The organism is Lonsdalea britannica (genome assembly GCF_946477055.1).
GTDB lineage: Bacteria > Pseudomonadota > Gammaproteobacteria > Enterobacterales > Enterobacteriaceae > Lonsdalea > Lonsdalea britannica_A.
In genome coordinates, this window is the sequence record NZ_CAMKXG010000091.1 from 1 (window position 1) to 12,216 (window position 12,216).

13 protein-coding genes are annotated in these 12,216 nt (G+C 53.8%); 12 read left to right on the forward strand and 1 reads right to left on the reverse strand.

Annotated features, from left to right (window positions below; genetic code table 11):
• From Q7O77_RS08145 to Q7O77_RS08165, 5 genes are all read left to right on the forward strand, one after another.
• A partial coding sequence (locus tag Q7O77_RS08145; protein WP_304165573.1) for a 50S ribosomal protein L11 methyltransferase occupies window positions 1–338 on the forward strand: 338 nt, incomplete at its 5' end.
• 117 nt (window positions 339–455) lie between these two features.
• A complete protein-coding gene (locus Q7O77_RS08150) occupies window positions 456–1,454 on the forward strand; it encodes a S9 family peptidase (protein ID WP_304165576.1) in 999 nt (332 codons plus the stop codon).
• A 372-nt stretch (window positions 1,455–1,826) separates the two neighbouring features.
• On the forward strand, window positions 1,827–2,792 hold the full coding sequence (gene dusB, locus Q7O77_RS08155; RefSeq protein ID WP_085652982.1) for a tRNA dihydrouridine synthase DusB: 966 nt from the start codon (window positions 1,827–1,829) through the stop codon (window positions 2,790–2,792).
• Between the two features lie 23 nt (window positions 2,793–2,815).
• A complete protein-coding gene (fis, locus tag Q7O77_RS08160; protein WP_012883002.1) occupies window positions 2,816–3,112 on the forward strand; it encodes a DNA-binding transcriptional regulator Fis in 297 nt (98 codons plus the stop codon).
• Window positions 3,113–3,274: 162 nt separating this feature from the next.
• A complete protein-coding gene (locus Q7O77_RS08165; RefSeq protein ID WP_304165612.1) occupies window positions 3,275–3,649 on the forward strand; it encodes a YkvA family protein in 375 nt (124 codons plus the stop codon).
• A gap of 105 nt (window positions 3,650–3,754) precedes the next feature.
• Here the strand turns inward: Q7O77_RS08165 and Q7O77_RS08170 are convergent, their stop codons facing one another.
• A complete protein-coding gene (locus Q7O77_RS08170; protein WP_304165614.1) occupies window positions 3,755–4,204 on the reverse strand; it encodes an RcnB family protein in 450 nt (149 codons plus the stop codon).
• Between the two features lie 346 nt (window positions 4,205–4,550).
• Between Q7O77_RS08170 and Q7O77_RS08175 the strand changes: the two genes are divergently transcribed.
• The 7 genes from Q7O77_RS08175 (at window position 4,551) to Q7O77_RS08205 (ending at window position 12,053) form a co-directional block, all read left to right on the forward strand.
• Complete coding sequence (locus Q7O77_RS08175) at window positions 4,551–5,726, forward strand: 5-methyltetrahydropteroyltriglutamate--homocysteine methyltransferase (RefSeq protein WP_304165616.1); 1,176 nt, start codon at window positions 4,551–4,553, stop codon at window positions 5,724–5,726.
• A gap of 254 nt (window positions 5,727–5,980) precedes the next feature.
• Window positions 5,981–6,751, forward strand: a complete 771-nt coding sequence (locus Q7O77_RS08180; RefSeq protein ID WP_304165619.1) for an amino acid ABC transporter substrate-binding protein — start codon at window positions 5,981–5,983, stop codon at window positions 6,749–6,751.
• Window positions 6,752–6,776: 25 nt separating this feature from the next.
• Entirely contained in the window at window positions 6,777–7,442 is a 666-nt protein-coding gene (locus tag Q7O77_RS08185) for an amino acid ABC transporter permease (RefSeq protein ID WP_304165622.1), read from the forward strand.
• A 467-nt stretch (window positions 7,443–7,909) separates the two neighbouring features.
• The gene (locus Q7O77_RS08190; protein ID WP_304165631.1) at window positions 7,910–8,935 is read left to right on the forward strand and encodes an amino acid ABC transporter substrate-binding protein; all 1,026 of its coding nucleotides are present in this window, start codon (window positions 7,910–7,912) and stop codon (window positions 8,933–8,935) included.
• Window positions 8,936–9,000: 65 nt separating this feature from the next.
• Window positions 9,001–10,179, forward strand: a complete 1,179-nt coding sequence (locus Q7O77_RS08195) for an amino acid ABC transporter permease (protein ID WP_304165624.1) — start codon at window positions 9,001–9,003, stop codon at window positions 10,177–10,179.
• 15 nt (window positions 10,180–10,194) lie between these two features.
• Window positions 10,195–11,283 (forward strand): amino acid ABC transporter permease, encoded by a 1,089-nt coding sequence (locus Q7O77_RS08200; RefSeq protein WP_304165626.1) that lies wholly within the window; start codon window positions 10,195–10,197, stop codon window positions 11,281–11,283.
• Between the two features lie 8 nt (window positions 11,284–11,291).
• Window positions 11,292–12,053 (forward strand): amino acid ABC transporter ATP-binding protein, encoded by a 762-nt coding sequence (locus Q7O77_RS08205; RefSeq protein ID WP_304165628.1) that lies wholly within the window; start codon window positions 11,292–11,294, stop codon window positions 12,051–12,053.
• The last annotated feature ends 163 nt before the right edge of the window (window positions 12,054–12,216 follow it).

The following is a 12,216-nucleotide window of genomic DNA, read 5'->3' on the forward strand; positions in this document are numbered from 1 at the left end:
CCATCGGCATCGATATCGACCCGCAGGCCATTCAGGCCAGCCGCGATAATGCCCAGCGCAACGGCGTGTCTGAGCGTCTGGAGCTGTATCTGCCGAAAGACCAGCCGGAAGCACTGTCCGCCGACGTGGTCGTCGCCAACATTCTGGCAGGTCCGCTGCGGGAACTCGCTCCCCTGATCGGCGACTTGCCCAAAGCGGGCGGTCATCTCGGCCTCTCAGGCGTGCTGGCGACACAGGCCGCCAATGTATCAGAAGCCTATCAGGAGAAATTCGAGCTCGATCCTGTGGCGGAAAAAGAAGAGTGGTGCAGGATCACCGGTATCAGAAAAGCGCACTAAACGCGCCTGAGCAAACGGCGGAACGCCATTCTGTGCGTTCCGTTTCTCTATGGCTCCCCTGCCCTCAGTTCCACCACACGCGGCATGACGCTATTTAATGACAAAAGGAATATTGCAGTGATTCATGGCTACCTTAAATCCATTTTGCTGGCGGCAGTTTTTTTCGCCGCCGGTGTATTCGCCGCTAATGCGAGCTATCCGTTGAGCGATATCGACTTATCGCAGGCGCGGGCCGGTTTTCAAACTGAGCTCATCAAAGATACGCTGGAACGCGACGGCGAGGCGGAGACGCCACCTGCCGAGCTGTTCAAGACCATACATTACCCGTCGCCCGTGGGCGATCTGGTCGCCTATCTGACGCCCGATCCCAAGGATGGCAAACGGCACCCGGCCGTGTTGTGGGCCCACGGCGGCTATGGCGGTATAGGAAGCTTCCTTTGGGAACCTCAGGACGCCGATAACGATCAGAGCGGTCGCGCTTTCCCCGAGGCCGGGATCATTACGATGATGCCAAGCTGGCGCGGTGAAAACGACAATCCCGGCAAGTTCGAGATGTTTTACGGCGAGATAAACGATTTACATGCCGCCAGAGATTATCTGGCTAAACTTCCTTACGTGGATCCCGACCGCATATATCTGGTCGGCCACAGCACCGGAGGGACGTTAACGCTTTTGGGAAACGAGTACCAAAACGGTTTCCGCGCGGCGTTTTCACTCGGGGGCGTGCCCGATTTAAAACAACGGTTAAGCCTGGGTCCGACCTCCACCGGTCCGTCATTCAACACCCAGAATCCGCGTGAGTTTTACCTGCGCTCGCCTCGCACTTTTATCACGCACCTCAAATCGCCGACTTACTATTTTGAAGGCAGCGATAATTACTGGGAATATTCATTGCCCCAGATGGAGAAGGATGCGCAAAACGCGGGCGTTCCCTTTCATGCCTATAGCGTGCCGCGCGGCGACCACTTTTCTATCATCCTGCCGGTCACTCGCCTTATTGCCCAAAAAATTCTGCGCGATACCGGAGCACAGCCACACATCGACTTTTCCCCCGCTGACATCGAACATATCAGCCGGGAAATTGACGCGGTGGTCGACGAAACCGATGAAGAATAGGAACCTGTCGCAACGGCCATAACCGAAAACAGGAGCAATCAAACACCGTCATCAGACCGATAGATTGCTCCTCATTAGGCCGAATATGGTGCATTTTTCACTACCAATTGCCTTCATTGCCCCACGAATCGCTCCCTGACAGCGTCCCATCGCGTTCTTTTCACTTCTAATCGGCCTTTGTCGGCGGTGTGGCCCGTCGATAGCGATATGGCATAACCACATGATATGTATAGGTAAAATGAAAACTTCTTTAGATGAAACATCATTTTATTGATCTGTTACGCGTAATTGCTCAAAGTTTGGCCTTTCCTATCGCGTGAAAAATGCGTAATATACGCGCCCTTGCAGACACAGTATGGTCACTCTTTGTCTATGCACATTGGACAATTTCAGCTTCCCAATCGTTTGATAGCCGCCCCGATGGCCGGTATTAGCGATCGCCCATTCAGAGCACTCTGTCACATGATGGGCGCTGGAATGACGGTGTCCGAAATGCTCTCTTCCAATCCGGAAGTGTGGCGTTCGGATAAGTCCCGCTTGCGCATGGTGCATAGCGATGAACCTGGTATCAGAGCCGTGCAGATTGCCGGCAGCGATCCGGGGGAGATGGCCGCGGCCGCCAGCATCAATGCTGAGTTCGGCGCGCAGATCATCGACATCAATATGGGATGTCCAGCCAAGAAGGTGAACCGCAAGATGGCGGGGTCTGCATTACTGCAGCATCCTGATCTGGTGAAACAGATTCTGACGGCGGTGGTGGAAGCGGTAGACGTACCGGTGACACTGAAAATTCGTACGGGCTGGTCTCCAGAGCACCGCAACTGTGTACAAATTGCCAGATTGGCTGAAGATTGTGGTATCCAGGCCCTCACCATCCATGGACGAACACGTACGTGCTTGTTCAATGGCGAGGCCGAGTACGACAGCATTCGGACAGTTAAGCAGGCCGTCGGCATTCCCATCATTGCGAATGGCGACATTACTGACCCGCATAAAGCCAGAGCGGTTCTTGATTACACCGGGGCCGATGCCCTGATGATAGGACGGGCCGCTCAGGGAAGACCCTGGATCTTTCGGGAAATCCAGCATTATCTGGACACAGGGGAGCTGCTTCCACCCTTGCCACTGGCAGAGGTTAAGCGCTTGCTGATCGGGCACATACGGGAATTGCATGACTTTTATGGTCAAGGCAAGGGATTCCGTATCGCTCGTAAGCACGTTTCCTGGTATCTCCAGGAACATGCCCCGGACGACCAGTTTAGGCGCACATTCAACGCCATTGAGGATGCCAGCGAACAGCTGGAGGCGTTGGAGGCATATTTTGAAAATCTTGCGTAAACAGAAAAAGAGCTGACAGAACTATGTTCGAACAACGCGTGAATTCTGACGTACTGACCGTTTCCACCGTAAACTCTCAGGCTCAGGTAACCCAAAAACCCCTGCGCGACTCGGTTAAACAGGCACTGAAGAACTATTTTGCTCAACTGAACGGTCAGGATGTAAATGACTTGTATGAGCTGGTACTGGCTGAAGTTGAGCAACCACTGTTGGACATGGTGATGCAATACACTCGCGGTAACCAGACCCGTGCAGCACTGATGATGGGTATCAACCGCGGCACTTTGCGTAAGAAACTGAAAAAATACGGCATGAACTGATCACGTTCAGCATCCGTGTTTCACAAGGCGTTGATGAGCAATCATCAACGCCTTTTTTGTGTCCGTTTTCCGCCGGACTGCCCCGCGCTTTGCCATAATGACGTCATCTGCGTGGCGCTAAGCGTCGACCGATAGGTTGAAGATGAGATGCCACAACACGCCATGAACAAGGCAACTGACCGGGAGCGACAACCGATGGAAAACAAGTTCACTCAGGCTGGCGACTTTAACGAGACGCGCTTTTGGACCAAGATCGTCGGCTACGCCAAAAAGGCCGGGAGCGAGGTGATTGAGAAAGCGCTATGGCTCTACTTCGCGGCGCAACGACCTGATACGCCCGTCTGGGCCAAAACCACCATCTACGCCGCTTTGGCTTATTTCGTGCTGCCTGTAGACGCGATTCCGGATGCGCTGCCGGTGGTAGGATTTACCGACGATTTGGGCGTTTTAGCGGGCGCGCTAGGCACCGTCAGCCTGTATATCAACGATGAGGTCAAACAGCAGACGCGCGATAAACTCGCCGATTGGTTCGATTGAGCATCAGCGCCGAGATAGTCGGATTCACAAGAAGCGATGATGAAGCGCGGGAAGAAACAAGGCGGGGTAAGGCGTGCCGGAGAGGCGCTCCGGCACGCGCTAGCATTAATGCTGCAGGGCGCTGTTGAGAATAATCGAGGTGATTACGCCTGTTGCCGCTGCAATCAGCACGTAGTTGCCATCGATATAGGCCCAATGCTGGCCTGACGGCGGCTGTCTCAAACCGCGAGTGCGCCAGTCGTTGACACGATAGTCATTGCCGCGGTAACGGCTCGGAGCCGGTTTGCCCCTTCTGAAGTCGTGCCCATTGGAAACGAAGTGGTCACGGTCGCCGCCACGCTGTACGTGAGCCTGCTGCCGACCCGGTTCGCCATGGCCGCCGCGGTTAGGCTGACCGCCAGGATGACCATCGCGTCCGCCATGCTGTTGGCTTCCCGGCCCCTGCTGCCATTGCTTCCCATCCTGATGATCCGGACCTGCTGCAAAAGAGACGGTTGAGAGCAGGCTACTTGCGGTAAATACCGTCATTACCATTGCCAACGTAATTTTTTTCATAACTGACTTCCTCGAATGGTCCTGCCTTATAGTAAGCAGATTACACAGCACTATCGTCCACACTACGGCAGTCTTGAATAACGAAATGTCTTAATTCGTGCTTTCTTAACTAGTTTTACCCTGTTTATCGAATTCTTAACACATCAGTACGTCCACGCGTCATTTTCACCCTTTCGCACCGCTCAAAGTTCATACGGACAATGTAGTCGATGAAAATTTCCTCCGAGATCCGCACGTCGGCCAACGTGAAATTCCCTCAATAATGATGAGGGAATTTCATCTAATAGGGGGATTAGTTCCATGATAATCTCTGTCGACTAAAATAATTAAGAAGGGATTTATATTCATGACAACCATTCAGACGCAACGCGCCCCATTCCGTGCCGACGTAGTAGGGAGCTATCTTCGTCCTCAGTATCTGCATGATGCCAGAGCACAATTTACCCAGGGTCACCTTTCCGCCGAAGAGTTGCAGGCCGTTGAAGACAAGGCCATCACTGAGCTGGTCGAAAAACAGAAAGCAGCCGGTTTGCAGGTTATTACCGACGGTGAATTTCGTCGCAGCTGGTGGCACCTCGACTTCATGTGGGGCCTGAACGGCGTGGAGAAAACCATCATCGCCAAAGGCTACGCGTTTGCTGACAAGGAAACCCGTCCGGAAACTGCGCGCCTTTCCGGTAAGATCTCCGGTGAGAACCATCCGTTCATCGAACATTTCAAGTTCCTGCTTCAATTCGCAGAGCCGAGTGTCACGCCGCGACTGACCGTTCCGTCCGCCGCACAGTTCCTGGCCGAGCTGCAGCGTCCCGACAACAAAGCCAAGACGCTGGAGTTTTACCCGACTGAAGAAGCGCTGGTGCAGGATATCGCCAACGCCTACCGGACCTTTATCAAAGAACTGTATGCCGCGGGTTGCCGCAATCTGCAGCTGGATGACTGCACCTGGGGCATGCTGGTCGACCCGAAATTTGCGGGCGGCGGCGGTGCCGATACGCCGAACTCTACGAGCTGCGGCTGTGGTCATCACGCAGAACCGGTCGAAGGCAGCAAAGTCCACACGCTGGCCGAGCTGTATCTGAAGGTCAATAACGCAAGCGTAGAAGGCGTGCCGGAAGATCTGGTGCTGACGACGCACGTATGCCGTGGCAACTATGCCTCTTCCTGGGCCGCCAGCGGCGGTTACCAGCCGGTCGCAAGCGTGCTGTTCGCCCGTGAAAATGTCTCTGCTTACTATCTGGAGTTCGATACCGAACGCGCCGGCGACTTCTCTCCGCTGGCTCAGGTGTCAGGCGATAAGCAGGTTGTTCTGGGACTGATCTCCTCCAAGTTCGGCGAACTGGAAGATAAACAGGCAGTGATTGATCGCATCAAGGAAGCGACCCAATTCGTACCGCTGGAACGTCTGTGCCTCAGCACTCAGTGCGGTTTTGCCTCGACGGAAGAAGGCAACGAGATCACCGAAGCGCAGCAGTGGGCGAAAATCGCGTTGGTCAAAGAGATCGCTGACGCCGTCTGGGGTTAACAGGCAACCATCGCCATCACACCAGGATCGAAGGGACGGGGTTATCCGTCCCTTTTTCTTGATTTCCCCGCTCTCCACACCAACACCGCCCTCCATTGTGGAAAAAACCGCCACAGCCCACTATATTTATGCTTTGTTGCTATAAACCATCACCTTATGTGATTAGCAATGCGTGGTGATATCACGTAGATTCTCGCCGCTCGGCCTCATCAACATGTAGGTTGTTATCTCCCCCCGTCTTTGTAGGAACCACGATGAAAAAAATCAGCGTTGCATTACTGACTGGCGCGTTACTTGTCACCAGTGCTCTGGTACAGGCGCAGGACGATCTCAGCACCATCAAGGCTGCGGGCGTCATCAAATTCGGCACGGAAGGGACCTATGCGCCCTACACCTATCACAATAAATCGGGAAAATTGGTCGGTTTTGATGTGGAAATAGGCCGTGCGGTGGCCGAGAAAATCGGCGTTAAGGCCGAGTTCGTCGAAGGACGTTGGGATGGATTAATCGCCGGGCTGAGCGCAGGCCGCTATGACGCCGTCGTGAACCAGGTCGGTATTACTCCCGAGCGTCAGGTGAAATTCGATTTCTCCAAACCCTATATCGATGCGAAGTCTGTGCTGGTCGTGCGCGACGACAACACCACCATCAAGACGTTTGCCGATCTTAAAGGCCATAAATCCGCACAGAGCCTGACCAGCAATTACTCGAAACTGGCGACGCGTTATGGCGCCGACATCGTGCCGACCGACGGGTTTAACCAGTCGCTGGATCTGGTGCTGAGCGGACGCGCCGATGCGACGCTGAACGACAATCTGTCGTTCCTCGACTTCAAAAAACAGAAGCCGGATGCGAAAGTGAAAGTTGCCGCCACCGCGGAAAGCGGCGATCCCTCCGCCATTCTGGTGCGTAAGGGACAAGCCCCGCTGGTCGAGGCCATCAACCACGCGCTGGACCAGATCAAAGCGGATGGCACGTATAAAACGATTTCTGTGCGATACTTCGGGGAAGATGTTTCCCAGTAACCGCAAAGATATCGGAGTTTTTTAGATGCCACCCTGGCTACAACTCATGGCAGACTCCTTCTGGAGTCTGCTTTCTGCTGGACTGAAGTTCACCGTTCCTCTGGCGATTATCTCCTTCATTCTTGGACTTGCCGTCGGGATCGTCGTTGCCTTGATCCGGCTGTATGGCCCGCGTCCGTTGAAATGGATTGCCGATTTTTATGTCTGGGTGATTCGCGGCACGCCACTGCTGGTACAGCTGTTCCTGATTTTTTACGGGCTACCCAGCGCCGGTATTACCCTGGATGCGTTTCCTGCCGCGCTGATCGGTTTTACCCTCAATGTCGGGGCCTATAGCTCTGAGATCGTCCGAGGAGCCATACTGTCCGTCCCTCAGGGGCAGTGGAACGCCGCCTATTCGCTGGGAATGAAAGGCACTCAGGCCATTCGGTGGGTCATTTTCCCACAGTCGGTATTTGTGTCCTTGCCCCCGCTCTCAAATACCTTTATCTCGCTGATCAAAGATACGTCGTTGGCCGCCGTCATCACCGTGCCTGAGATGTTTCTTGCGGCTCAGCGCATCGTGTCGGTCACCTATGAACCGCTCATCATGTATGTTGAAGCCGCGATGATTTACCTGCTGTTCTGTACCATTTTGAGCAAAGTTCAGACACGGCTGGAAAACTTCTATCAACGGCATAACGTTCGATAGTTGCTAGTTTAGCGCCCGGCCCTCCGCCGATGCGGCGGGCCAAATAACGCATTCATTCTGTTAATCTTTATCTCTTCTTCCCGCCTTATATGGGACCGTCTTTCTGCCTTAATCCTGCCAAAGTTTCTAGCAATTCAATAACAAGTTGCACTAAAAAAGACAACACACCACCTGCCTATGCACTGGTTAAGATCGTGATGCTCAGCCAAATCTGCCAATCACGCCATTTCGCACCAAAAGCAGGCAAGTTTTTTAGCGCTGTGATTATATTGGTGCAATGCATTTCAAATTTTGTGTGTCGCCTCACAAAACACCCCGTCAATATGCCCGAAAGAGACCGTCACGGATTGGCATCAGTTTTGCTTAATCACGCCACGGCACAATGTCCAATGACGTCGCCGGCAGACAGGACGGATGCAACGCTGCATCCTTTACCACAGCACATAACTCATTAGGCACATAAGATGATGAAAAAATTGATCATGTCTACGCTGGTCGCGGGCGCTTCTCTCTTGGCCGCGACGCAACAGGCCCATGCTGGCGCTACGCTGGATGCTATTCAGAAAAAAGGCTTTGTCCAATGCGGTATCAGCGATGGTTTGCCGGGTTTCTCCTATGCCGATGGCAGCGGCAAATATGCCGGTATTGATGTGGATGTTTGCAGAGGCGTCGCGGCGGCCGTCTTCGGCGATGCCAATAAGGTGAAATTTACCCCGCTGACCGCCAAAGAACGTTTCACAGCACTGCAGTCAGGCGAAGTCGACCTGTTGTCCCGCAATACAACATGGACCTCTTCGCGTGACGCGGGCATGGGGATGCTGTTCACCGGCGTCACCTATTACGACGGCATCGGGTTCCTGACTCACAACAAAGCCGGATTGAAAAGCGCAACGGAGCTGGATGGCGCGACCGTCTGTATTCAGGCAGGCACCGATACCGAACTGAACGTCGCAGACTATTTCAAAACTCACGGCATGAAGTACACGCCGGTCACCTTCGATCGCTCTGATGAAAGCGCCAAAGCGCTGGAGTCCGGCCGCTGCGATACGCTCTCTTCCGACCAGTCACAGCTGTATGCACTGCGTATCAAATTAGCCAATCCCAACGAATACATCGTGTTGCCTGAAGTCATCTCCAAAGAGCCGCTGGGACCGGTCGTTCGCCGCGGCGACGAAGAGTGGTTCTCCATCGTACGCTGGAGCCTGTTCGCTATGCTGAATGCGGAAGAGATGGGCATCACCTCTCAGAACGTCGATCAGATGCAAGCTAAACCGACAACGCCGGATATGGCGCACCTGCTCGGCAAAGAAGGCAATTACGGCAAAGACCTCAAATTACCCGCCGATTGGGCTTATAAAATTATTAAACAGGTCGGTAACTACGGCGAAGTCTTTGAACGCAACGTGGGTATGGGCAGCGAGTTGAAAATCAAACGCGGGCTGAATGAATTGTGGACCAAAGGCGGTATCCAATACGCGCCGGCCGTTCGCTAATCTCCCCAGTAAACCGGGCACGGCTTTACCGCCGTGCTCTCGTTTGACGCTATCGAGGCTTCATCATGCTGCAACGCCCAACCGTAAAAGGTGATTTATCACTGACTAATCCTGCGGTGCGCGCCTGGCTGTACCAAATCATCGCTGTCATCGTTGTACTGGCCTTCGCCGCCTATCTGTTGCACAACACCATCACCAATCTGGCGCAGCGCGGAATTACTTCCGGTTTTGCGTTTCTGGATAACTCCGCCGGGTTTGGTATTGTTCAGCATCTCATCGACTATCAGCAGGGCGATACTTACGCGCGCGTCTTCATCGTCGGCTTACTGAATACGCTGTTGGTGTCTGCCATCTGTATTATCTGCGCCTCCCTGTTAGGGTTTATGGTCGGCCTGGCCCGACTGTCGGACAACTGGCTGCTGCGCAAGCTTTCTACCTTCTATATTGAAACGTTCCGCAATATTCCGCCGCTGCTGCAGATCTTCTTCTGGTACTTCGCGGTACTGCGCAATCTGCCGGGACCACGCCAGGCGGTGAGCGCACTGGACGCGGTGTTTTTGAGTAACCGTGGATTATATATTCCGGCGGCGGATTTCGGCCCCGGCGCCCTCCCGGCTTTGCTCGCTGTGGTTGTTACGATAATCGTGACCGTCATCATCGTCCGCAGAAACCAGCGCCATCACCGTGAAACCGGCATCTATCGCCGAAACTGGCCGTGGCCAGTGTTGGTCCTTACATTACTGCTGGGTTTGGCGCACATCACCTTCGGTCGTGCATTGAGCTGGGAACTTCCGGTATTAAGGGGGTTCAACTTCAACGGCGGCCTCGTGATGATCCCCGAACTCGCCGCACTGGCGCTGGCGCTTTCGGTTTATACCTCATCCTTCATCGCCGAGATCATCCGTTCCGGTATTCAATCGGTCGCGCACGGCCAGCATGAAGCGGCGCTTTCGCTAGGGCTGCCAAAAGCGATCACCCTGCGCAAAGTCATTCTGCCGCAGGCAATGCGCGTCATCATTCCTCCCCTGACCAGCCAGTACCTGAACATTGTGAAGAACTCTTCCCTCGCCGCTGCGATTGGCTACCCGGATATGGTGTCGTTGTTTGCTGGTACGGTTCTGAATCAGACGGGGCAGGCGATTGAGACCATCGCCATGACGATGTCGGTCTACCTGATTATCAGCCTGCTGATCTCGCTGCTGATGAATATCTATAACCGTAAAATCGCCTTAATTGAGCGCTAGAGGAGCTGGGTGCCCATGATTTCACATACGCCAAATCGCCCGACGCCGATGAGCAGCGCTATCGCCTGGACTCGACGTAACTTGTTTTCCAGCCTCCCCAACAGCCTGCTGACCCTGCTCTGTCTGTGGCTGCTGTGGAAAGGGCTTCCCCCGCTTCTGAACTGGGCGATCTTCGACGCCAACTGGTTAGGCGCGACCCGTAATGACTGTACGCGTGAAGGCGCCTGCTGGGTGTTTATCCACGCTCGCTTCGGCCACTTTATGTATGGCCTCTACCCCACCGAAGAGATTTGGCGCATCAATTTCGCGCTGGTGCTGGCGCTGTTGAGCATTTTCCCCATGTTCTGGAAAGCGATGCCGCATCGCGGTCGTTATATCGCGGGATGGTGCGTGGTTTATCCGTTCATCGCCTGGGGTCTGCTGTCCGGGGGATTTGGCGGAATGCCCCACGTAGAAACGCGCCAATGGGGCGGACTCACGCTCACCCTGATTATCGCCGCCGTGGGAATTGCGGGCGCTTTGCCGCTCGGGATTTTATTGGCACTTGGTCGGCGCTCGGAAATGCCTGTCGTCCGTATGCTCTGCATTGGATTTATCGAATTCTGGCGCGGCGTACCGCTAATCACCGTTCTATTTATGTCCTCCGTGATGCTGCCGCTGTTCCTGACGGAAGGAACCAACATAGACAAACTGTTACGCGCCTTGGTGGGGGTCATTCTGTTTCAGTCCGCCTATGTCGCGGAAGTGGTACGCGGTGGCCTTCAAGCATTGCCGAAAGGGCAGTATGAAGCCGCGCAGTCACTGGCGTTGGGCTATTGGCGGATGCAGTGTCTGGTCATTCTGCCTCAGGCGCTAAAAATGGTTATTCCCGGACTGGTCAACACCATTATCTCGCTGTTTAAAGATACCAGTCTGGTGATCATCATCGGGCTGTTCGATCTGTTCAGCAGCATCCAGCAGGCCACGGTCGATCCCGCCTGGCTGGGAATGTCTACCGAAGGCTACGTCTTCGCCGCGCTGATCTATTGGATCTTCTGTTTCAGCATGTCGCGTTATAGCCAACATTTGGAAAAACGGTTTGATACCGGACATAAGTCTCATTGAGGTCATCCATGAATCAGAATGCGTTAATACAATCCGCTGACAACATGATCACGCTGGAAAACGTGAATAAGTGGTACGGTCAGTTTCACGTACTAAAAGACATTAACCTTCAGGTGAAACAAGGTGAACGTATTGTCCTGTGTGGCCCATCGGGCTCAGGAAAATCAACGACGATCCGCTGTATCAATCATCTGGAAGAACATCAGAAAGGACGTATTGTTGTCGATGGCATCGAGCTGAACAGCGACAGCCGCAACATTGAGAAAATCAGAACTGAAGTCGGCATGGTGTTTCAACATTTCAATCTTTTCCCGCATCTCACAGTCTTGCAAAACTGTACGCTGGCGCCTAGCTGGGTACATCGCATGCCGAAAAAAGAGGCCGATGCGCTGGCGATGCACTATCTGGAACGCGTTCGCATTGCGGCCCATGCGCATAAATATCCCGGGCAGCTTTCCGGAGGTCAGCAACAGCGAGTCGCCATCGCGCGTTCGCTGTGTATGAGGCCTAAGATCATGCTGTTTGACGAGCCGACTTCGGCGTTAGATCCCGAAATGGTCAAAGAGGTGCTGGATACCATGCTGGGTTTGGCCGAAGACGGTATGACCATGCTGTGCGTCACCCATGAAATGGGATTTGCTCGTACGGTCGCCAACCGGGTGATCTTTATGGATCAGGGGGAGATCGTCGAACAGGCGCCGCCGGATATCTTCTTCTCCAATCCACGCTCAGAGCGTACGCAGTCTTTCCTGGCGCAGATTCTGCATTAATTCTCCCACAGAGGCTCATTCAGCGAATGAGCCTCTGTTTATCGCTATTCCCGTTATGCGATCTCCTCGCAATAAGCGCGTTGATTCTCTGCCTTCATTCTCGATGTGAACCGCTTTTTGACATACACCCAGCGAGCTAAGTCTGATTTTCTTTAGTGAATAC